The 21,399-nt window shown below is 71.0% G+C and carries 17 protein-coding genes and 1 tRNA gene; 9 read left to right on the top strand and 9 right to left on the bottom strand.

Annotated elements, in window-relative coordinates:
- Nucleotides 1-210: 210 nt before the first annotated feature.
- Nucleotides 211-3,432: a VCBS repeat-containing protein gene (locus ACFW3D_RS18160; RefSeq protein WP_500505149.1), complete on the bottom strand. Its 3,222-nt coding sequence runs from the start codon at nt 3,430-3,432 to the stop codon at nt 211-213.
- Between the two features lie 553 nt (nt 3,433-3,985).
- Here ACFW3D_RS18160 and ACFW3D_RS18155 point away from each other — a divergent pair.
- Nucleotides 3,986-4,573: a hypothetical protein gene (locus ACFW3D_RS18155; RefSeq protein WP_500505148.1), complete on the top strand. Its 588-nt coding sequence runs from the start codon at nt 3,986-3,988 to the stop codon at nt 4,571-4,573.
- 153 nt (nt 4,574-4,726) lie between these two features.
- On the opposite strand, the gene ACFW3D_RS18150 is transcribed toward ACFW3D_RS18155, so the two are convergent.
- Nucleotides 4,727-4,800, bottom strand: a tRNA-Gly gene (locus tag ACFW3D_RS18150).
- A 504-nt stretch (nt 4,801-5,304) separates the two neighbouring features.
- On the opposite strand from ACFW3D_RS18150, the gene dcd reads away from it, so the two are divergent.
- The gene (gene dcd, locus ACFW3D_RS18145) at nt 5,305-5,880 is read left to right on the top strand and encodes a dCTP deaminase (RefSeq protein WP_500505147.1); all 576 of its coding nucleotides are present in this window, start codon (nt 5,305-5,307) and stop codon (nt 5,878-5,880) included.
- A 4-nt stretch (nt 5,881-5,884) separates the two neighbouring features.
- Nucleotides 5,885-6,394, top strand: a complete 510-nt coding sequence (locus tag ACFW3D_RS18140) for a phosphoribosyltransferase (RefSeq protein WP_500505146.1) — start codon at nt 5,885-5,887, stop codon at nt 6,392-6,394.
- Between the two features lie 50 nt (nt 6,395-6,444).
- On the opposite strand, the gene ACFW3D_RS18135 is transcribed toward ACFW3D_RS18140, so the two are convergent.
- Together ACFW3D_RS18135 and ACFW3D_RS18130 are read right to left on the bottom strand one after the other, a co-directional pair.
- Nucleotides 6,445-7,365, bottom strand: coding sequence for a calcium-binding protein (locus ACFW3D_RS18135; protein ID WP_500505145.1), 921 nt, complete (start codon nt 7,363-7,365; stop codon nt 6,445-6,447).
- A 370-nt stretch (nt 7,366-7,735) separates the two neighbouring features.
- Nucleotides 7,736-8,593 carry a Yip1 family protein gene (locus ACFW3D_RS18130; protein WP_500505143.1) on the bottom strand — a complete coding sequence of 286 codons (858 nt, stop codon included), beginning with the start codon at nt 8,591-8,593 and terminating at the stop codon, nt 7,736-7,738.
- A gap of 306 nt (nt 8,594-8,899) precedes the next feature.
- Between ACFW3D_RS18130 and ACFW3D_RS18125 the strand changes: the two genes are divergently transcribed.
- Complete coding sequence (locus tag ACFW3D_RS18125; RefSeq protein WP_500505164.1) at nt 8,900-9,718, top strand: thioredoxin domain-containing protein; 819 nt, start codon at nt 8,900-8,902, stop codon at nt 9,716-9,718.
- A 97-nt stretch (nt 9,719-9,815) separates the two neighbouring features.
- Here the strand turns inward: ACFW3D_RS18125 and ACFW3D_RS18120 are convergent, their stop codons facing one another.
- On the bottom strand, nt 9,816-12,083 hold the full coding sequence (locus ACFW3D_RS18120; RefSeq protein WP_500505142.1) for a (Fe-S)-binding protein: 2,268 nt from the start codon (nt 12,081-12,083) through the stop codon (nt 9,816-9,818).
- Between the two features lie 334 nt (nt 12,084-12,417).
- Here ACFW3D_RS18120 and dnaK point away from each other — a divergent pair, with 334 nt between their 5' ends.
- Genes dnaK through ACFW3D_RS18100 form a run of 4 tightly spaced genes read left to right on the top strand, consistent with a single transcriptional unit; the run spans nt 12,418 to nt 16,608 of the window.
- Nucleotides 12,418-14,259: a molecular chaperone DnaK gene (dnaK, locus tag ACFW3D_RS18115; RefSeq protein ID WP_500505141.1), complete on the top strand. Its 1,842-nt coding sequence runs from the start codon at nt 12,418-12,420 to the stop codon at nt 14,257-14,259.
- A complete protein-coding gene (gene grpE, locus ACFW3D_RS18110) occupies nt 14,256-14,927 on the top strand; it encodes a nucleotide exchange factor GrpE (protein ID WP_499599555.1) in 672 nt (223 codons plus the stop codon). Before dnaK ends, grpE begins: the two co-directional genes overlap by 4 nt.
- Before the next feature lie 33 nt (nt 14,928-14,960).
- Complete coding sequence (dnaJ, locus tag ACFW3D_RS18105; RefSeq protein WP_500505140.1) at nt 14,961-16,139, top strand: molecular chaperone DnaJ; 1,179 nt, start codon at nt 14,961-14,963, stop codon at nt 16,137-16,139.
- Between the two features lie 4 nt (nt 16,140-16,143).
- A complete protein-coding gene (locus tag ACFW3D_RS18100; RefSeq protein WP_361789985.1) occupies nt 16,144-16,608 on the top strand; it encodes a heat shock protein transcriptional repressor HspR in 465 nt (154 codons plus the stop codon).
- A 31-nt stretch (nt 16,609-16,639) separates the two neighbouring features.
- Here ACFW3D_RS18100 and ACFW3D_RS18095 read toward each other — a convergent pair whose 3' ends face one another.
- The 3 genes from ACFW3D_RS18095 to ACFW3D_RS18085 all read right to left on the bottom strand — a co-directional run bounded on the left by ACFW3D_RS18095 (nt 16,640) and on the right by ACFW3D_RS18085 (nt 20,432).
- Nucleotides 16,640-17,182: a PIN domain-containing protein gene (locus ACFW3D_RS18095; protein WP_500505139.1), complete on the bottom strand. Its 543-nt coding sequence runs from the start codon at nt 17,180-17,182 to the stop codon at nt 16,640-16,642.
- Nucleotides 17,179-18,345, bottom strand: coding sequence for an ImmA/IrrE family metallo-endopeptidase (locus ACFW3D_RS18090; protein ID WP_500505137.1), 1,167 nt, complete (start codon nt 18,343-18,345; stop codon nt 17,179-17,181). The genes ACFW3D_RS18095 and ACFW3D_RS18090 overlap by 4 nt, the downstream gene beginning before the upstream one ends.
- Nucleotides 18,346-18,410: 65 nt before the next feature.
- Nucleotides 18,411-20,432, bottom strand: a complete 2,022-nt coding sequence (locus tag ACFW3D_RS18085; RefSeq protein WP_500505136.1) for a PA14 domain-containing protein — start codon at nt 20,430-20,432, stop codon at nt 18,411-18,413.
- Between the two features lie 243 nt (nt 20,433-20,675).
- Here ACFW3D_RS18085 and ACFW3D_RS18080 point away from each other — a divergent pair, with 243 nt between their 5' ends.
- Nucleotides 20,676-21,140: a hypothetical protein gene (locus tag ACFW3D_RS18080; protein ID WP_500505135.1), complete on the top strand. Its 465-nt coding sequence runs from the start codon at nt 20,676-20,678 to the stop codon at nt 21,138-21,140.
- On the opposite strand, the gene ACFW3D_RS18075 is transcribed toward ACFW3D_RS18080, so the two are convergent.
- A complete protein-coding gene (locus ACFW3D_RS18075; RefSeq protein ID WP_500505134.1) occupies nt 21,098-21,394 on the bottom strand; it encodes an NIPSNAP family protein in 297 nt (98 codons plus the stop codon). The genes ACFW3D_RS18080 and ACFW3D_RS18075 overlap by 43 nt on opposite strands.
- Between the last annotated feature and the right edge of the window lie 5 nt (nt 21,395-21,399).

The following is a 21,399-nucleotide window of genomic DNA, read 5'->3' as shown; positions in this document are numbered from 1 at the left end:
CCCTGCGGCCCCGGCCATGCTCTGATCAGCGTCAACGGCAGCTGGGGCGAACCAATGAGCTCGCCCCAGCACGCGCCGTTGACCGTGGTTTACCGTCCCCTCGGGCACGGAACGGGCACGGCGCCCTCTGATCCATGGCTCTATGCAGAAAGGTTACTGAGGGCCATTCGGCTTGACCTGCAGCGACGACTTTCCGAGCCCCACAGGTCGCTAGGAGAGGGTCTTGTACCCGCCCCAGCCGGTGGCGATCTGGGTACGGGACCCGAACGACCCCTTCCCGTCGCCGTAGTTGCGGTACAGCTTGCCCGCGCTGTCCCGGACGACGATGTCCGCCTTGCCGTCACGGTTGAGGTCGCCGACACCGACGACGGCGTTGTACGAGCCGCCCCAGTTGGCGAACACCTTGGCGCGGGCGCCGAACGTGCCCTTGCCGGTGCCGTTGTAGCGGTACAGGGTGTTCGAGGTGTCCTGGACGACCAGGTCGCCGATGCCGTCACCGTTGAGGTCACCGGCGCCGACGATCTTCTTGTAGCCCTTCCAGCTGTCGTACAGCTTCACGCGCGCGGCCAGCTTGCCCGTGCTGGTGCCCTTGTACAGGTACACCGTGCCGGTCGAGGCGTTGCGCGCGATCAGGTCGGGCCGGCCGTCACCGCTGATGTCACCCGGCGAGGTCAGCACGTCGTACTGGGTCCAGCCGCTGGTCGCCAGCGTGGTGTACGACGTCGTCGGCTTGAGCGCCGCACCGCAGCCCGGCTTGTACAGGCGCAGGGCCCCGCTGCTGTAGCGCACCAGGACGTCGTTGCACCGGTCCCCGCTCAGGTCGCCGAACGGGACCGCCTTGACGCTGGTCGCCCAGCCGCTGCCGCTGACCTTGCTCGAGAACGTCCCCGTGCCCGTGCCCCTCTGGAAGGTCAGGGCGCCCGAGGGGTTGAGGGTCAGCAGATCGCCAGTGCCGTCCGGGCCGTCGGGGCTGCCGAAGTCGTGCCGTACCGGCGCCCCGTTGGTGAGGAAGCCGCTGCCGGTCGCCACGGTGGTGGCGGTGGACGTGTTCAGGCCCGTCGCCTTCAGGGTCCAGGTGAACCGGCCGTTGGGGAAGCGGGCCCCGCTCGCGGTCTTGCCGTTCCAGCCCGCCGAGACCCGGGCGGCGCTCGCACCGCCGGTGACCGAGCGGCTCGCCTTTCCGGTCTCGCCGCTCTCCACCGAGGTGAAGGTGAGCGACCAGGAGCCGACAGGGCGGGACAGCAGCCACGAACCCGTCCAGGAGTCGGCGGTGGATGGCACGGCGTGGCTGTCGGCGCTCGAGTCGAACGCGGTGAGGGCGGACGGGGTCACGCCGGTGGTGGCGACGTGCGTCTGCTCGAACGCGTCGAACCAGGCGACCAGGCCGGTGTACTCGTCGACCGTCCAGCGGTAGCGACGGTCAGCGGCCAGGCCGGTGTCCGGGACCTTCGCGGCGACCACGCGGGTGGCTCCGGTGGCCGCGTCGGTGAGGACCAGCTTGTCGGCGGCGTGGTCGTGGCGGACGGTGAAGCCGTCGCCGAGCAGCACGTCACCGGGGGCCACGGCGGCGGACGTGCCGGCCTTGGTGTCGTACACGCCCGCTGAGGCCGTGCCGCAGGCCCAGTACAGCCAGCGGCCCGCTGCCTGCAGCTCGGTCGGCACACAGCCGGCGCCGGGGACCGTGACCGTGGTGAGGGTCTTGTCCGTGGTGAGGCTGTAGGAGGTGACCTGGCCGGCGGTGGCGGTGGCGCTCCACAGGACGGGCCCGTTCAGGGCCGCGGCGCGGACCGAGCGCTTCAGCTTCTGGCCGTAGCCGAAGTGGCCCACGTACTGCATCGGGGCGGAGCCGCCCGAGTTGTAGACCGCGTAGTCGTCGGACACGTCGACGATCGTGCCCTTCTCGGTGCCGAACTCGAGGTCGGGAACGCCCGAGCCGTCGCCGACGCGGGCCACCCGGTCCGCGTCCGACAGACCCGACCCGCCCTCGTCGCCGTCGTAGAACGTCTCGAGGTAGGCGTCCCGGGGGGCGGTGACCTTGTTACCCCACATCGCAGAGCAGGAGGTGCCCGGGTACGGGCACACGGCCGAGACCTTGTCGCCGGCCGTGGCGTCGGACGCGGTGAGCGTGGTGCTGCCGTTCGTCGTCAGCGTGCGCACGGACGTGGCGTCCATGGTGCTGCTGACGGCGGGGTCGCTCTCCGCCACGCGCAGGCTGCCCCGGCTGAGCGCGAGGCCCGTCTTGGGGTTCTCGTACGGCGGCACCTTGGCCACCTTCTCCAGCCGCGGGGTGCCGTCGGCGCCCTGGACGACGCGCTGCACCCACCAGTCGGTGGTGCTCGTGCCGCCGGTGACGAGGGCGGAGCCGTCGGGGGCGGCGACGGGGTCGCCGTACGAGCGGGTCAGCAGGGTCTTCGTGGTGCCGTCGGTCAGCGAGACGGCCGTGACGGGGCCCCGGTCCGCCACCAGGACGAGCCAGTTCCCGACGAGCACAGGGGAGCCGGCCGTGCCGTTGCCCACCGGGACCGTCTCCTCGGCGGCGAGGTCCGCGCGGGACTTGAGGTGCAGGCCCGCGGCCGGGGTGTACCAGCCGATCCGGTCACCGGAGAGGGCGAGTGACAGCCCGCTCCCGGCGCCGGAGAAGACCTGGGTGAGCTCCGCGGTGGCGAAGTCGAGGTAGTGGATGTCGAAGGTCGCGGCGCCGGTCGCGTCGGCGGCGCCCGGGTACGCGAGCAGCGCGCCCTTGGCGTCTCCGGTGCGCACGGAGGTGACGCCCGTCTTCCAGACCTTGTCGGCCGGGCCTCCGGTCACCACGCGGGTGCGCTGCTTGCCGTCGACGTAGTCCAGCAGTTCCAGCCCGGTGCCGGGCCGGGGCGAGCCGTCGATGTTGGTGTTCTGCTCGGCCGCCACGACAGTCCCGCCGTACGTGCCGACGTAGTCCAGCCGCGGCATGTCCAGCGTGCGCAGCGTGCCGCCGTCCGCTCCGTCGGGCGTCCACAGCGAGACGGGTTCGGTGTACGACCGGTGCGGGAGCGCGACGGTGTCGGCGCCCTGTCCGAACATGCCCGAGGGGCAGGTGGCGCTGATGTCGTAGCAGCTGGTGGTGGTCGGCTGATACGGCTGGCCCGCACCGGCGTCGCCGGGCGGGGTGGTGACGGTGGTGGTGCCGCCGTCCTCGTAGTCCGTCCAGAGCAGCCCGGCTCCACCGGCCTGCCGGTGCAGGAAGCCGGTCTCGCCGGCCGCGAGCACGCGGTCCGAACGCGTCGTTTCCGTGCGCGGGTCCTGAAGGAGAATCTCCGTCGTTCCCGCTGTCTGTGCGGTGGCCGCGCGGGCCGGCTCGCCGCCCCCCGAGACCACGGTGACCGCCGCGACGGCGACCGAGAGTGCGGAGACGGCGACGGTCAGACCGCCCCGTCTCAGGGCATGTCTGCCCACGTGAGAGTCCCTCCCGGCAAGGGCCCCCTGCCCCCGCCCAAGTGAGCGGACTTTACCAGCCTCTTGCCATTCTCTTACCGGGAGCCGGGGTGTTCACGTCGCCGGCCCCACGCCCCCGGCGGCTGCCGGGCGGCCGTCACTCAGGAGACTCCTCGTCGGGCGACTCGCCCTCCTCCAACACCGTTTCAGGAAGCGAGGTGGGGCGAGCCGGGCGCCGACCCGCGGTACCCGCCCGATCTGGCGCGGTCGTGACACGCGGAACATCTGATTGCTACGGGCCACCCTCGGTTCCGACAGGCCCTGCGAGGAGCTGATCAGAGGGCTGCTGTCCTGTCTCGGTTGACGGTTGACAGTGCGGCTTCACCTGATGCTTGACACCCGGCATGATGGTGCTCCTTGAGCTCTGACCAGGATTCCGTGAACGATCTGAGGCTTGGTGCAACGCCAGGGTGACGCTGAACGCCTGACATCGTGGCGGCTCGGTGCGTGGGCGGGGACGGATGGAGAGATGGTGGCAGCGGGACTTCAGGGTTCCGTGAACGGGCTAGCGCGGTTGGACTGGGAGCTGATGCCTCTGGAGGGCGTCGGGCCGCTGTGTTTCGGCATGGGTGTCACGGAGGTCGCCGCAGAGTTGCCGGGCATGACCGAGCTGCGTCGGTTCCAAGCTGATCCCGCGTTTCAGGAGATCCTCGGTGTGGAGTTCGGCACGAGGGGCGTGGGGCCCGCTGTGTACGCCTATTTCATCGACGGCCGGTTGTTCTGTGTTGCGATGGACGCGGTCCATGGACCTCAGGTGACGCTCTGGGGGCGGGAGTTGAACGCCTGCGTCCCAGCCGACCTGGAACGGTTCCTCTTGCAGGCTCACTGGTGTGGGGTGCTTGATGTGTCCTACGGTCCGCGGGGGAACCCTGGAGTCAACGGGCTCGGCCTGGTGGTGCGGGTGCAGGAGGTCACCAGAGGCACGGTGACCCGGCCGGTCATGGTGGGCCGGACCTGGGCCGACCGGTGCACCGACGATTGGGAAGGCCTGATCCCGGAGTGTGAATGGGTGGGCCGCCAGTGGCACTATCCAGGTAGATCGAAATCCTGGCCCCCACCCGGCTACACGCCGCACTGGGGCGACTGGCAACCCCCCTTCTAGCCGCCGGTCAGGGCCACAATCAACGATCCCCGTCGCCCGAAGCTGTTCAGGACGCGGAGGCTACGCGCGGCATCTGGTGCGGATCTGGTGCGCGACGCCTAGAGAGGTCTAGACAACAAAGAAGCCCCGGGCTGCGTGCCTGGGGCTTTCTGCTGGAGCGGGTGACGGGAATCGAACCCGCGCTCTGAGCTTGGGAAGCTCATGTTCTACCATTAAACTACACCCGCGTAAGACACCTGTTGAGGCATCTGACCTCGCACACTGTACCCCATGCCCGGCCCCGGACGCATACCTCCGGGGCCTTCGTGTTGCCCCCCGAAAGGCGTGCGCGGGGAGGCGTGGGGGGCGTACGGTGAGGGCGACCCGAGGTGCCCGAGTGGGCGGAGTGCCGCGTGAGGCGGGGGTGGGTTCATCCCCTAATGTGGCTTTCGTCGTTGAGGTACCGGGGAGAAGGGCAGCGATGGATCGCACCGTCGTTCGTTGTGCCGAAGGGCACATTTTCAGCACCGCTACGTTCCCGATGCAGAACCTGGGCGCCGGAAGGCTCGGCCCCGGGCGGTTGATCAGGTGTCCACGGTGTGCACGGCTGCGCAGCGCCGTCCCCGTGACGGCTGACATCGGCAAGTAGCGGCAGCCGAGGTCCGGACCGCGCAGGTCGGACGTGACGCGGGGGCTCCGGGCCGGGCCGGCTCGATTCGGCCCGGAGCCCCGTCCGCGCGTAACCTGCTTGCGTGCTTCTCTCTGACAAGGACATCCGGACCGAGATCGACAACGGGCGGGTCATGATCGACCCGTACGACCCGTCGATGGTGCAGCCGTCGAGCATCGACGTCCGGCTGGACCGCTTCTTCCGGGTGTTCGAGAACCACCGGTACCCGCACATCGACCCGGCCGTCGAGCAGCCGGACCTGACGCGACTGGTGGAGCCGGAGGGGGAGGACGCGTTCATCCTCCACCCCGGGGAGTTCGTGCTGGCCTCGACGTACGAGGTGATCTCCCTGCCGGACGACATCGCCTCGCGCCTGGAGGGCAAGTCGAGCCTCGGCCGGCTGGGGCTGCTGACGCACTCGACCGCGGGCTTCATCGACCCCGGGTTCTCCGGCCACGTGACGCTGGAGCTGTCGAACGTCGCCACGCTGCCGATCAAGCTCTGGCCGGGCATGAAGATCGGGCAGCTGTGCCTGTTCCGGCTGACCTCGGCGGCGGAGTTCCCGTACGGCTCGGACAAGTACGGCTCGCGGTACCAGGGGCAGCGGGGGCCGACGCCGTCGCGTTCCTACCTCAACTTCCACCGGACGCAGGTCTGAGCCCATGGGCGGGCCGGCGCGGGAGAACCTGACGTACGAGGCCTTCGGGCAGGCGGTGCGGGACCTGGCGCAGACGATCGCCGACGACGGCTTCGAGCCGGACATCGTGCTGTCGATCGCCCGCGGCGGGGTCTTCGTGGCGGGCGGGCTGGCGTACGCGCTGGACTGCAAGAACATCCACCTGGTGAACGTGGAGTTCTACACCGGGGTCGGGACGACGCTGGAGATGCCGGTGATGCTGGCCCCGGTGCCGAACGTGATCGACTTCTCCGACAAGAAGGTCCTGATCGCGGACGACGTCGCCGACACGGGCAAGACGCTCAAGCTCGTCCGGGACTTCTGCGCCGACCACGTCGCCGAGGTGCGCAGCGCGGTGGTCTACGAGAAGTCGCAGTCGCTCGTGAAGTGCGACTACGTCTGGCGGCGCACCGACGACTGGATCAACTTCCCCTGGAGCGTCCTGCCTCCGGTGCACAGGTCCGGCGAGCCCGCCAAGCCGTCCCGCGAGGCCTGAAGAACCGCCTCCCACGCGGAGCGGATTCCGGAGCGGATTCCGGGCGGCCGTCAGGGGCAGCCGGGTCCGCTGGCGGGGTTGGTGCAGGTGTTGGTGCCGGTACCCCCGTCGTTGATGTTGGAGCCGGTACCCCCGTCGAGGTTGTCGTTGGCTTCGCCGCCGAAGAGGTCGTCGTCGCCGGCCTCGCCGTTGAGGGCGTCGTTGCCCGGGTTGCCGAAAAGCGCGTCGTTGCCGTCGCCGCCGAAGATCCTGTCGTTGCCGTTGCCGCCGAAGAGGTGGTCATTGCCGCCGCGGGCACTGTCGTGGCCGTTGGGGCCGTCACCGGTGCCGTGGGGCCCCGCGCGGCCGACGCCGCCGCGCAGGATGTCGTCGCCGTCGCCGCCGTAGAGGCTGTCGTCGTCGGCTCCGCCGTCGAGATCGTCGTTGCCGGCGCTGCCGGTGAGGGCGTCATCGCCGTCGCCGCCGTTGAGGTGGTCACCGTTGGCGGCGCCGTAGAGGCTGTCGTCGCCGGCCTCGCCGTTGAGGATGTCGGTGCCGTCCCCTCCGGAGAGGGCGTCGTTGCCCTTGCCGCCGTTGAGGGTGTCGTTGCCCGCGCCGCCGTCGAGGCCGTCGCGGCCGTCGCCGCCGTAGACGATGTCGCTGCCGTTACTGCCCGCGAGGCGGTCGTCGCCGGCGTCGCCGCAGATGAGGTCGTTGTCGCCGAGGCCGTCGACGCGGTCGTTCCCGCGCAGGGCGGCGATCACATCGACGCCCGCCGTGCCCACGATGGTGTCGTTGCCGTTCGTGCCGACGATCGTCGCGGGCATGCCCCCACAGGTCGGGGTGCCCGGTACGGGGGTCTGCGGGTACGCGGCGGGGACGGCGGCGGACGGGTGGCCGGCGGGGGTGACGAATCCCGTGGTCGCCAAGGCCAGCAAGGGCAGCAGCAGGCCGCAGGTCCGGGCCGCCCTGCGGCGCGCGCCGGGAGCCACAGCAGACCCGGAACCCTTGCCGACGGCATTTCGAGCCGTGCTCGCATGCCGGTTGCGGCGAAGAACAAAGAGATCCGGTTCCATCGACGTGCACCCTCCGCGGAAGCGAAACCACCCGACTCGTACAGCAGGCCACATCCCGCTCCGCGCCGCCTCTTCGTCAGGGCCGCCACCGCACCGCACCTGCGCGCATCGCCGGTCAGGACCGGACGCACCGGGGATAGAACCACTCCGACGGCCGTCCCCCGCTCGGGCCGCTCCATCACGGCCGCCGCCACCGCATGCGTAAGGGGCGCCACTCCAGGAGTGGCGCCCCTTACGCGTGTTCCGTGTTCCGCGCGCCGACGAGCGGGCGAACGGGCAGGCGGCCTCAGATCACCGGCAGCTTGAACAGCACCAGCAGCGCGATCAGCTGGATCGACGCCGCGCCCAGGGCCTTGGGCCACGGCAGGTCGTGCGACTTGGAGACCATGGAGGTCAGCAGGGCCGCACAGCCGATCCAGGTGGCCCAGCCGAGGAACTGGACGAAGCTGTTGGCGCTGCCCAGGAAGACGGCGAAGGCCAGTCGCGGGGCGTCCGTCAGCGAGGTGATGAGCATCGCCATGCCGACGGTGGGCCCCCAGGCGCCGTCGCCGCCGAGCTGGCGGGCGAGGGCGTTGGTGACGGCACCGAGCATCAGGCCGCACAGGATGACGGCGATCGCCGTGCACACCACCCAGGGGACGCTGTTGGAGAGGGTGGCGTCGAGCACGTCCTCGCGGGCGGTGTCGAAGCCGAAGACGGCGAGCAGCCCGTAGAGGAAGGTCACGATGAGGGCGGGGACCCACACCTGGTGGTCGCGCATCTGCCAGAAGGTGGCGGAGGGGCGCATGACGATCCCGCTCAGCAGCTGCTTCCAGCCGAGCCGGGGTCCGGCCGGGGGCGCCATGGTGTGGCCCGCGCGGTAGGTCGACACCTGGTCCGGCTGCGGGGGCTGCTGCGCGTAGGGGTCGTAGGCGTCGGGCGCGTCGCCGATCGAGAAGGCGCGGGTGTGCCCGGGGTTGTCGTCGTACGAGGGTGCCGACGCCGCGGAGCCGAAGTACTCGGGCTCACCCTCGGCGGCCGGCGCGAAGCCGTGGTGGGGCTGCTGCCCGCCCGGCGAGGTGTTCTGCTGCGGGTAGCCGCCGTACTGCTGATGCGGGTGCTGCACGTCCCCGTCCCGTCCGCGTCCGTTCCTGAATCCAGCCACGCTTCGAACGTACCCGGTCCCGGGGGCGGAGGACGGTGCCCCCCGCCCCCGGAGGGGCTTTGCTGCCAAGCTGTGACAGATTCCACGCCCGCGCGGGCGGAGGACGCGGACCCGCACGGCGGCTCCCGACGGGTGGGGAACAGGTGCCTGTGCGACACCCCGGGTGGCCGAAAGACCGTGGCTTGGTGCACACAGGGTGAACGGGCCGAGCCGCACACCCCGGGCGGCCGTCGCGCGGTTGGGCATGCGGGCCCGCGAAGCCCTACGGTTCTGGGCGGAACGGATCCGAAGGGACGGGAAGTGCCGATGGTTGTCAGGGCCGTACGGAATGCCGCGCGCGGGACCGCGCGCACCTCAGCGCGTGCCGCGGCGGGCGCGGCTGCGGCGGGGTTGCTGACCCTGGCGGTGACGGGGTGCGGGCTGCTGACCACCGACTCCGGTTCCCCGGACGCGCCGGCCGCCGCGAGCTCGGCCGCCTCCTCCGCCGCGTCCTCCGGTGCGGGCGACGTGCCGGTGCGGCCGGACCCGGCGGTGCTGGCCGCGCTGCCCGCGCGCCTGGAGGCGGACGGGACGACGATCACGGTGGGCGACCCGGCGGCGCCGAAGACCGTCCACATCTACGAGGACCCGCGCTGCCCGATCTGCAAGGCGTTCGAGGCGGCCGCCGGGCCGCAGCTGGCGGCGCTGGCGAAGTCCGGTGACGTCAAGGTGCAGTACACCCTGGCCTCGTTCCTGGACGAGAACCTCGAGGGCAGCGGTTCGAAGAAGGCCGCCGGCGCCCTGCGCGCGTCCGTGGAGGCGGGCCCCGGGGCCTTCGCGACGTACCACGAACTGCTCTACGCCAACCAGCCGCAGGAGCAGGTGGACGGGTTCACCGACGCATACCTGCTGGAACTCGCCGGCAAGGTGAAGGGGCTGCGCGGGCCGGCCTTCGACGACGCGGTGCGGAAGCAGTCGTACGCGGACTTCGTGACCGCCTCCGAGGACGCCTTCGTCAAGAGCGGTGCCACGGGCACCCCGTACGTGAAGATCGACGGCACGGCGGTGTCCCAGGCCGACCTGCAGAAGCTCTTCGACCCGGCCTCCTTCGCCGCGCTGCTGCGGCAGTCCGGCATCGGCGGCTGAGGGCGCCGGGGAGCCCGGGAGACGCCGGGAACGCCGGTGGGCGCGTACGGGATCCGTACGCGCCCACCGGCGTTCTCACGTCCGTCCGCGGACCGGGCTACTTCGCGGGCTCCGGCTGCGGCTCGCCGACCGTCTCCGGCTCGCCGTCGGGGTCGAGCGGGCTCTTGACGGAGTCCAGCAGCAGCTGGGAGACGTCGACGACCTGCAACGTCTCCTTGGCCTTGCCCTCGTTCTTCCGGCCGTTGACGGAGTCGGAGAGCATCACCAGGCAGAACGGGCAGGCGGTGGAGACGATGTCCGGGTCGAGGGACAGCGCCTCGTCGACGCGCTCGTTGTTGATGCGCTTGCCGATCCGCTCCTCCATCCACATGCGGGCGCCGCCGGCGCCGCAGCAGAAGCCGCGCTCCTTGTGGCGGTGCATCTCCTCGTTCCGCAGGCCCGGCACCTTGGCGATGATCTCGCGCGGCGGCGTGTAGACCTTGTTGTGGCGGCCCAGGTAGCAGGGGTCGTGGTAGGTGATGATGCCCTCGACCGGGGTGACGGGGACGAGCTTGCCCTCGTCGACCAGGTGCTGCAGCAGCTGGGTGTGGTGGATGACCTCGTACTCGCCGCCGAGCTGCGGGTACTCGTTCGCCAGGGTGTTGAAGCAGTGCGGGCAGGTGGCGACGATCTTCTTCTGCGCCTTGGGCTTCCTGGTCGACTCGTCCTCGTCGTCCTCGCCGAAGGCCATGTTCAGCATGGCGACGTTCTCGGCGCCGAGCTGCTGGAAGAGGAACTCGTTGCCCAGGCGCCGGGCGGAGTCACCGGTGCAGTTCTCCTCGCCGCCCATGATCGCGAACTTGACGCCCGCGATGTTCAGCAGCTCGGCGAAGGCCTTGGTGGTCTTCTTGGCGCGGTCCTCCAGGGAGCCGGCGCAGCCGACCCAGTACAGGTACTCCACCTCGGTGAGGTCCTCGATGTCCTCGCCCACGACGGGGACCTCGAAGTCGACCTCCTTGACCCAGGCGAGCCGCTGCTTCTTGGGCAAGCCCCAGGGGTTGCCCTTCTTCTCCAGGTTCTTGAGCATCGTGCCCGCCTCGGACGGGAACGAGGACTCGATCATGACCTGGTAGCGGCGCATGTCGACGATGTGGTCGATGTGCTCGATGTCCACCGGGCACTGCTCGACGCAGGCGCCGCAGGTGGTGCAGGACCACAGGACGTCCGGGTCGATGACGCCGTTCTCCTCGGCGGTGCCGATCAGCGGGCGCTCGGCCTCGGCGAGGGCCGCCGCGGGGACGTCCTTCAGCTGCTCCTCGGAGGCCTTCTCCTCGCCCTCCACGCTCTTGCCGCCGCCCGCGAGCAGGTAGGGCGCCTTGGCGTGCGCGTGGTCGCGCAGCGACATGATCAGCAGCTTCGGGGAGAGCGGCTTGCCGGTGTTCCAGGCGGGGCACTGCGACTGGCAGCGGCCGCACTCGGTGCAGGTGGAGAAGTCGAGGATGCCCTTCCAGGAGAACTGCTCCACCTGGCTGACGCCGAAGACGTCGTCCTCGCCCGGGTCCTCGAAGTCGATCGGCTTGCCGCCGGAGGCCATGGGCTGCAGGGCGCCGAGCGCCACGGCGCCGTCGGCGTTCCGCTTGAACCAGATGTTCGGGAAGGCCAGGAAGCGGTGCCAGGCGACGCCCATGTCGGTCCTGAGCCCGACCGTGATCATCCAGATGAAGGAGGTCCCGATCTTGATCATGGCGGTCAGATAGACCAGGTTCTGCAGCGTGCCGACGCTCAGCCCCTTGAAGGCGGCGACCAGCGGGTACGAGGCGAAGTACGCGGCCTCGTAGCCGTGCACCTCCGCGAGGGCGCCCTCCAGGCCGCGCAGCGTCATGATCGCGAGGCCGATGATGAGGATCACGGACTCGACGAAGTAGGCCTGGCCGGTGTTGGAGCCCGCGAAGCGTGACTTGCGGCCGGCCCGGCCGGGCCGGGACAGCTGGCGGATCACGATCAGCGTGAGGATGCCGAGGGTGGTCATCAGGCCGATGAACTCGACGAAGACCTCGTACGGCAGCCAGTGGCCGATGACCGGCAGCGCCCAGTCGGCCTTGAAGAGCTGGCCGAAGGCGTTCACCAGGGTGAGCACGAGGGAGAAGAAGCCCACGGCGACGAACCAGTGGGCGACGCCGACCACGCCCCAGCGGTTCATCCGGGTGTGGCCGAGGAACTCCCGGACCACCGTGACGGTGCGGGCTCGCCAGTCGTCCGTGCGGGTGCCCGCGGGGACGTCCTGGCCGAGTCGCACGAACCGGTAGATCTGGGCGATGGCGCGGCTGAACAGCGCGACGCCGACCACGGCGAGTACCAGCGACACGATGATCGCGGCGAGTTGCATTTCGGGGCTCCTCGGACCTGCGAGAGCGGAGGCTCGGGGCTGATGCCCGGCTGAATACTAAGCAGTAACTTATTCGGTTCTCCTGAGACTACCCAGTATCGGCGTACGTGCGCAGCCGCGCCGCCGGTGATCTGTGTCGCTGAGGGGTGCCTTTCCCGGGCCCACCGGGGCTCCAGGGGGCGCCCGGGCTCCCGCGGTAGCTCGCCGTGGCCGCCCGTGCGCGGAGGGGTGGCGCATAAGTTGAGCCGCCACGACTCAGGTCTGTTGACAGGACGGGAGGTGTGCGGCACCCTTGAGCGAGTTCCACTCAAGTAGGCAGCTGGAGGATTCCACCATGGCACGTGCGGTCGGCATCGACCTGGGCACGACTAACTCCGTCGTCAGCGTTCTCGAAGGCGGCGAGCCCACCGTCATCACCAACGCCGAGGGTGCCAGGACCACGCCGTCCGTCGTCGCCTTCGCCAAGAACGGCGAGGTGCTCGTCGGCGAGGTCGCCAAGCGCCAGGCCGTCACCAACGTCGACAGGACCGTCCGGTCGGTCAAGCGCCACATGGGCACCGACTGGAAGATCAACCTGGACGGCAAGGACTTCAACCCGCAGCAGATGAGCGCCTTCATCCTGCAGAAGCTCAAGCGGGACGCCGAGGCCTACCTCGGCGAGAAGGTCACCGACGCGGTCATCACGGTCCCGGCGTACTTCAACGACTCGGAGCGCCAGGCCACCAAGGAGGCCGGCGAGATCGCGGGCCTGAACGTCCTGCGCATCGTCAACGAGCCCACGGCCGCCGCCCTGGCGTACGGCCTGGACAAGGACGACCAGACGATCCTCGTCTTCGACCTCGGTGGCGGCACCTTCGACGTCTCGCTGCTGGAGATCGGCGACGGCGTCGTCGAGGTGAAGGCCACCAACGGCGACAACCACCTCGGTGGTGACGACTGGGACCAGCGCATCGTCGACTACCTGGTGAAGCAGTTCGCCTCGGGTCACGGCGTGGACCTGTCCAAGGACAAGATGGCGCTGCAGCGTCTGCGCGAGGCCGCCGAGAAGGCGAAGATCGAGCTGTCCTCGTCCACCGAGACCTCGATCAACCTGCCCTACATCACGGCGTCCGCCGAGGGCCCGCTCCACCTGGACGAGAAGCTCACCCGCGCCCAGTTCCAGCAGCTGTCCTCGGACCTGCTCGAGCGCTGCAAGATCCCGTTCCACAACGTGATCAAGGACGCGGGCATCCAGCTCTCCGAGATCGACCACGTCGTCCTCGTCGGCGGTTCGACCCGTATGCCCGCCGTCGCCGAGCTCGTCAAGGAGCTGACCGGCGGCCAGGACGCCAACAAGGGCGTCAACCCGGACGAGGTCGTCGCCATCGGCGCCGCGCTCCAGGCCGGTGTCCTCAAGGGCGAGGTCAAGGACGTCCTGCTCCTCGACGTGACCCCGCTGTCCCTCGGCATCGAGACCAAGGGCGGCATCATGACCAAGCTGATCGAGCGCAACACCACGATCCCGACCAAGCGTTCGGAGATCTTCACCACGGCCGAGGACAACCAGCCGTCGGTGCAGATCCAGGTCTACCAGGGCGAGCGCGAGATCGCGGCGTACAACAAGAAGCTCGGCATGTTCGAGCTGACCGGTCTCCCGCCGGCCCCGCGCGGCATCCCGCAGATCGAGGTCGCCTTCGACATCGACGCCAACGGCATCATGCACGTCTCCGCCAAGGACCTCGGTACCGGCAAGGAGCAGCGCATGACGGTCACCGGTGGCTCGGCGCTGCCGAAGGACGACATCGACCGCATGATGCGCGAGGCCGAGCAGTACGCGGAGGAGGACCACAAGCGCCGTGAGTCCGCCGAGACCCGCAACCAGGCCGAGCAGCTGGTCTACCAGACCGAGAAGTTCCTCAAGGACAACGAGGACAAGGTCCCCGGTGACGTCAAGACCGAGGTCGAGGCGGCCGTCGCGGACCTGAAGGAGAAGCTGAAGGGCGAGGACTCCGCCGCCATCCGCGAGGCCACCGAGAAGGTCGCAGCCACCTCCCAGAAGCTGGGCCAGGCGCTGTACGCCAACACCCAGGCCGAGGGCGGCGCGGCCGGTGCCGCGGGCGGTGCCCAGGCCCAGGCCGACGACGACGTCGTCGACGCCGAGATCGTCGACGAGGACAAGAAGGACGGTGCCGCGTGACGGAGGAGACCCCGGGCTTCGAGGAGGAGCCTGTCGTCCCCTCTGCCGAGGCCGGTTCCACCTCGCCGGGGGAGTCCCCCGGCGAGGCGGGGCCCGGCGCCGGGTCCGCCGACCAGGCGGGCCCGGCGGCCCCGGCCGGGGACGCGAACACAGGCGTCGCTCTGCAGGCGCAGCTGGACCAGGTGCGTACGGCGCTCGGTGAGCGCACGGCGGACCTCCAGCGGCTCCAGGCGGAGTACCAGAACTACCGCCGCCGGGTGGAGCGGGACCGGATCGCGGTCCGCGAGATCGCGATCGCGAACCTGCTCACCGAGCTGCTCCCGGTGCTCGACGACATCGGCCGTGCCCGGGACCACAAGGAGCTGGTCGGCGGGTTCAAGTCGGTCGGCGAGTCCCTGGAGACGGTCGCCGCCAAGATGGGGCTGCAGCAGTTCGGCAAGGAGGGCGAGCCCTTCGACCCGCTGGTGCACGAGGCCCTGATGCACAGTTACTCGCCGGACGTCACGCAGACGACCTGCGTGCAGATCCTGCAGCCCGGGTATCGCATCGGTGAACGCACCATCCGCCCCGCGCGGGTGGCCGTCGCCGAGCCCCAGCCGGGCTCGCAGGGCACGCAGAAGAACGACGACACGGCGGACGAGGAGAACGGTGGCCCCGAGCAGGGCTGACGTAGGTGGCGAACGGAAGGAGGGACGCCGGGGATGAGCATCAGCAGGGACCTGTTCGAGAAGGACCTCTACAAGGTCCTCGGCGTCCCGAAGGACGCCACCGAGGCGGAGATCAAGAAGGCGTACCGGAAGCTCGCCCGCGAGTTCCACCCGGACGCCAACAAGGGCGACGCCAAGGCCGAGGAGCGCTTCAAGGAGATCTCCGAGGCCAATGACGTCCTGTCCGACCCCAAGCGCCGCAAGGAGTACGACGAGGGCCGCGCCCTCTTCGGCAACGGCGGCTTCCGTGCCGGCCCGGCCGGCGCGGGCGGGTTCGGCTTCGACCTCGGTGACCTCTTCGGCGGTGCCCCCGGTGGCACCGCCCCCCAGGGCGGCGGCTTCGGCGGCGGCCTCGGGGACGTGTTCGGCGGCCTGTTCAACCGCGGCGGCGCCACGACCCGTACGCAGCCGCGGCGCGGCCAGGACATCGAGACCGAGGTGACGCTGAAGTTCACCGAGGCGGTGGACGGTGCCACGGTTCCGCTGAAGATGACCAGCCAGGCCCCCTGCAAGGCCTGTTCCGGCACCGGCGACAAGAACGGCACGCCGCGGGTGTGCCCGACCTGCGTCGGCACCGGCCAGGTCTCGCGCGGCGGCAGCGGCAGCTTCTCGCTCACCGACCCGTGCACGGACTGCAAGGGCCGCGGCCTGATCGCGCAGGACCCCTGCGAGGTCTGCAACGGCAGCGGCCGGGCCCGTTCGGCGCGCACCATGCAGGTGCGCATCCCGGCCGGCGTCACCGACGGGCAGCGCATCCGGCTGCGCGGCAAGGGCGCGCCGGGCGAGCGCGGGGGCCCGGGCGGCGACCTGTACGTCACCGTGCACGTCGACGCGCACCCGGTGTTCGGCCGCAAGGCCGACAACCTCACCGTCACCGTGCCCGTCACCTTCGTGGAGGCGGCGCTGGGCGGGGAGATCAAGGTCCCGACGCTCGGCGGTCCCCCCGTGACCCTGAAGCTGCCCCCGGGCACGCCCAACGGGCGCACCCTGCGGGCCCGCGGCAAGGGCGCGGTCCGCAAGGACGGCACCCGCGGGGACCTGCTGGTCTCGATCGAGGTCGCCGTCCCGGCGGCCACCGAGGGCAAGGCGCTGGACGCCCTGGAGGCGTACCGGGAGGCGACCGCGGACACCGACCCGCGGGCAGAGCTGTTCAAGGCCGCGAAGGGAGTCTGAGCCGATGAACACGAGCGGCGGCATGCGTGGCGGACGGGGCCGCAACCCGTACGAGCTGACCGACGAATCCCCCGTCTACGTCATCTCGGTGGCGGCCCAGCTCTCCGGGCTGCACCCGCAGACCCTGCGCCAGTACGACCGCCTCGGTCTGGTCTCGCCCGACCGTACGGCCGGGCGCGGCCGCCGTTATTCGGCTCGTGACATCGAACTCCTGCGCGAGGTCCAGCGCCTCTCCCAGGACGAGGGCATCAACCTGGCCGGCATCAAGCGCATCATCGAATTGGAGAACCAGGTGGCGGCCCTGCAGTCGCGGGTCGCCGAGCTCTCCGCGGCCCTCGAGGGTGCGGCGGCGGCCATGCAGCAGCGCGAGGCCGCCGTCCACGCCTCCTACCGGCGTGATCTGGTGCCCTACCAGGACGTCCAGCAGACCTCCGCGCTGGTGGTGTGGCGGCCCAAGCGGCCGGAGTAGCCGGCCGCCGGCCGTCGCGCCGGGGCCCTGCCTAGGCCATCAGGTCGGACGGTTCACGCGAGACGCGGTGCAGATGGCGCCCGGAGGCGACCATCGCCTCCAGCAGGCGATGGCCCTCCGCCGCGGGGACGAGCCCTCCCGCGCAGGCGTCCCGCACCAGGTCGAAGGTCTCCTTGGTGGTGATGCCGCGCCGGCGCGCGAAGTCGCGGGCCGAGCGGTCGTCGGTGATCCAGACCGCGCCCCGGAACTCCCGGCGCCGGGTGATCAGCACGCAGGTCTCTGCCTCGCCGAGGTGCTTGGTCGGCAGGTGGGACGAGCCGCCGAAGACCGCACGGCGCAGCCGGTCGACCTCCCGCAGCTCGGCGCCGTCGGTGATCTCCACGGGCTCGCCGAGCCAGCCGGCCTCGGCCAGCCCGGCCAGCCGCGGCAGGAAACGCGCGGAGCGGGCGGCCTCCCAGGCCACCGCCTGGGTCCAGCGGCCGCGGCCGTCCAGCACCTTCTCCAGCAGCAGCATCCGGTCGACGGCGGCGAAGTTGCACAGGACGGTGTTGTCGGGGAACCACCACGTGGTCATGGCTGGAAGACCGGGTCCCCTTCTTCCGCGTCCTGTTGTTCGAGGGGTTCGATGCCGTTGCCCGGGGGCGGCTCGGGGGCGAGGAGCTCGTGCAGCCGCTCCACGTCGGTGTCGAGCAGCGCGGCCAGCGGGCGCAGGGTCGTCTCCCCCGCCAGGTAGGCCTTGTACAACTCCGAGGCGACACGGGGCGGGAAGCGCTCCGCCGAGGCCCGCGAGGCCTGCTTCTGGTAGGCGTCGCCGGCGCCCGCGAGCAGGTGGCACGCCTCCGTGGTGAGGGCGCGCAGCCGGGCGCGGCGTGCGGCGTCGACGAGCCCGAGCTGGTGCAGCCGGGCCGCCAGCGCGCTCGGCGACACCCGGAAGCGCACGACCAGCCGCTCGAAGCCGGCGTCCGAGAGCCCGCCCTCCGCCGCGGCGGCCCGCGTCAGCTCCCGCGCGGGCATCAGCAGGTGCGAGGCGAAGACGTTGGCCCTCACCTCGGCCAGGTCCTTCTGCCGGCCGGGGGCGACCCGGGACTCCACGACCACGCTCCGCGCGTCCCTGGCGAGGATGTGGCAGAGCTCGTGGGCCAGGGTGAAGCGCTGCCGCGTCCACAGGTCGGTGGGCGCGAGGAGGACGAGGCGGAAGGCGTCGGCCTGCCACGCCAGGCCGTCCACACCCTGGGGAAGACCGGTGATGGCAACGTCCACACCGAAGCGGTCCTCCATCGCCGCGATCAGCTCGTCCGTGCCCAGCTCCGCGGCCGGCAGCACCCCCAGCACCTCGGCCGCCAGCCGCTCCCCCTGCGCCGCGCAGCCGTCCGCCGCCGTGTCCACCTCCGGCGCGGGGGGCAACTCCCGTGGGCGTCCGAGCAGTTCCAGCACCTCGTAAGCGGCGGCGAAGCGTGCCGCGACCTCCTGCGCCCCCACCGGGTCGGCGGCGGTGTCGCCCCGCGTACGGGCCGCGAGCGCGGGGCGCAGCGGCTCGTTGCCGGTGAGCAGCCAGTCCACGGTCGTGCCGCCCGCCTCCGCGATCAGTGCCAGGTCGAGCGAGGTGAAGCGGCGCACGCCGCTCAGCGACTTCGACAGCTTGTCGGGCGTGAGCCCGACCGACCGGGCGAACGCGGCCTTGGTCATCGCGGCCGCGTCCATCACGGTGCGTACGCGTGTGATGACATGCGGGTCCATGGCTACAGAGTAGGGCGGGCCTTGCGATAATCGCAAGGCCCGCCCTTTCCTGCTGCCTCAGGGTGTCACGGAGTCAGGATCGCGTAGCCCCCGCCGGGCAGCGACTCCGTTCCGTCCGCGTACACGGCGCGCACCCAGTAGAAGTGGGTGGTGCCGCGGGCGGCGGTGGTGTCGGTCCAGGCGGTGGCGGTGACCGGCTCCGAGGTGAGGCTCTCGTAGCGGCCGGTGTCGCGGTCCCAGCGGTAGACGCGGTAACCGGCGGCGTCGGCCACGTCGTTCCATCCCAGCCGCACGCCGTCACTGACGTCGTAGGCGGTCAGGTCGACCGGGGAGCCCTCGGGGGTGCCGACGGACGGGGTGAGGTCGAGCTCGGTGAACTCCACCACATTGGCGTCGCGTTCCGAGAGGAAGAAGGAGTTGCCCCAGATGTCCTGGGCGTCGACGAAGTAGCAGCCCTTCTCGCCGTCGGGCAGCCGCTCGGCGAAGTACTCCGTGGTGCCCGGGCTCAGCCACTCGACCGCGTGGACGTCGTAGCAGACCCGCTCCTCCTCGTCCTCGTACAGCTCACCGCGGTAGACCGCGTAACGGGCGAGGTCCGGCTCGGTGTTGGGGTCCCAGTGCAGGCGCACCCCGTACTCGGTCGGCACGACGGTCAGGCTGGTTACCTTGGCAGGGGGCTCCTCGTCGCCGGGGAGGGTGACAGCGGCCTCGCCGGAGAGGGGTGACTCGAGGCCGTCGGCGGTCTGGGTGACGGCGTAGTGGTACGTCACGCCGCGCAGCAGGGATTCGTCGTCGTTGCAGCTGAACCTGGCGGTGTCCCCGCCGAGTTCGCCCTCTCCGCGGATGGGGCAGTCCAGGGCGGTCGCGGTGGCCGGGTCCACCGGCGAGGTGGTCGAGCGGTACACCTTGTACGAACCGACGGCCCGCTCGCTGGGAAGGTCCCAGGTCACCTTGACGGCGATGATGCTCCCGGAGGAGACCGCCGCCACGTTCCGGGGCGCGTCCGGCCGGATCGCCAGCGGGGCCGCACTCGCGGCGGCCGACCTGCCGGAGAGGTTGGTGGCGGCGTCCATTGCGATGACCGTGTAGAAGTACTGCGTCCTGGTGGCGACCTTGGTGTCCGTGTACGACGGGGCGGCGACGGTGCCGAGGATCGTCCACGGGCCGGCTGCCGACGTGGCCCGGTAGACCCGGTACTGCTTGGCGTCCGGTACCGCGTTCCAGGTCAGGGCGTAGCCCTTGCCGTCGGCGGTGACCGCGGCCCTCAGGCCGGTCGGCGCGGCCGGGGCCTGCTCGTCGATCGAGGTGACCGTCACCGCGGACGACATCGCGGAGGCGTTGCCGGCCTTGTCGACGGAGGTGACCGCGTACGAGTACTTCGCCCCCGTGGCGGAAGGCACGTCACGGAAGGACGGCGTGGTCACGAGCGCGGTGCCGCCGATGCGGGCCCAGGCGCCGGTGCCGGTGCGCCGGTAGACGCGGTAGCCGGCGAGGTCCATCTCCGCGCCCTTGGTCCACGCGAGGGTGAACGCGTGCCCGCTGGCCGGGGCCTTGAGCCCGGTGGGCGCCAGCGGCTTGGTCTTGTCCACGGACGCCGACGTGCGCGGCGCGTACGTGAACTTCACGTTCGCGGTGCCCTTGAACGCGGCGAAGTCGACGCGGAGGGTGTGCCTGCCCTTGGGGATCGTGAGGTTGAGCGTCTTGGTCCGGGTGGTGGAGACGTCCTTCCAGAGGTCGATCTTGCGGGTGCCGTCGAGGTAGACCCGGATGCCGTCACGGGCGGCGGCGGTGAACGTGAAGGGGCCTCCGGAGCCGAAGTCGCGGGTGAGGCTCCAGCGGACGCCGAAGTTGTCCTTCGGCAGGGTGACGCCGGCGGGGTCGCCGGTGCCGTAGTTCTCGTTGATCGAGGTGTCGCAGGCGGTCTTCTTCGGGGTGCCCTTGAAGGTGGTGTTCGCGTAGTAGGACGCGACCCAGACCCCGGTGGAGCAGGTGGTGGCCGCGTGGGCGGCGCCGGCGGGCAGCGCGAGGCCCGCAGCGGTTGTGGCGAGCGCGAGCGCGGTGGCGCGGGCGCGCGTGGATTTGGTCAAAGATCCCTCCCTGGGGAGGAGCCTGACAGGCGTCGAACGGCTGTGCCAAGCCGGGCCTGTGACCCGTGATCATGCCGTGTCGTGCCGGGTCGGATTCCCCCCGCGACGGACCAACGGGGGGTGTCGCGCGGGGGAACGGACGGTGCGGCGGCGGTCGGACCCGGCCATGGCGGCCTCCGCCGAAGGGGTGGCCTTCCGTGGCGGGGCGGGCGTGCGGGGCGCGTGGTGGGGAAGACGCTCCGTATGCCGCACAGGGGTGTCGGAGCCGGGATCGTCGTGGGGCTGGCCGTGGGGATGGTGGCCGGCGCGGTGCCGCTCGGGGCGAACTGGGGCGCCGAGGGGCTGGACGTCGGGCTGGCGACCGTGGCGATGTGGGCCGGGCTGAGGCTGGCCGCGCGGCGCGAGGGGCCCTGGTGGATCGCCGGGGTGATGGCGCTGGCCCTGGTGAGCGTGGGCGTGGCGGCGTACGGGGACGTGGGTGTGCCGCGGTACGCGGGGCTGGTGCCGGTCCCTGTCGTGGCGGCGCTGCTGGTGGTGGGCGGCGCGGGGTCCGTGTGGGCCCGGTGCCGGACGATGGGCGTGGCGGGCGCGGCGGCCGGGGCCGGGGCCCTGGTGGCGACCGCGTGGCTGCCGGTGTGGGTGGCGGCCGCGATGTGGGCGGCGGCTCAGGCGGGTTCGACCTCCTGGACCTCGCTGCCGACGAGGTAGTCCTCGGGCTGCAGCGGCATCCGTGCGCGTTCGGGGCTGTTCCAGTAGCGGGCGTTGGCCGCGGCGAAGCCGTCCTCGCCGGCGTAGGCGATCAGCCAGACGAACCGGCTGTGCTCGCGGTCCACCCAGGCCAGGCCGATCTCGAAGCCGTGGGCGCGGCGCAGCGGCACGATCTCCGTGTGCCACAGGCCGAGCCAGGCGTCGAGCATCTCCGGCTTGATGGTGTACGTCCGCAGCTGTGTGGTCCTGGGCAATGCGG

Source organism: Streptomyces sp. NPDC058864 (assembly GCF_042742985.1).
Lineage (GTDB): Bacteria > Actinomycetota > Actinomycetes > Streptomycetales > Streptomycetaceae > Actinacidiphila.
Note: the sequence above shows the minus strand (reverse complement) of the source record. Positions and strands in the feature narration are given on the sequence as shown.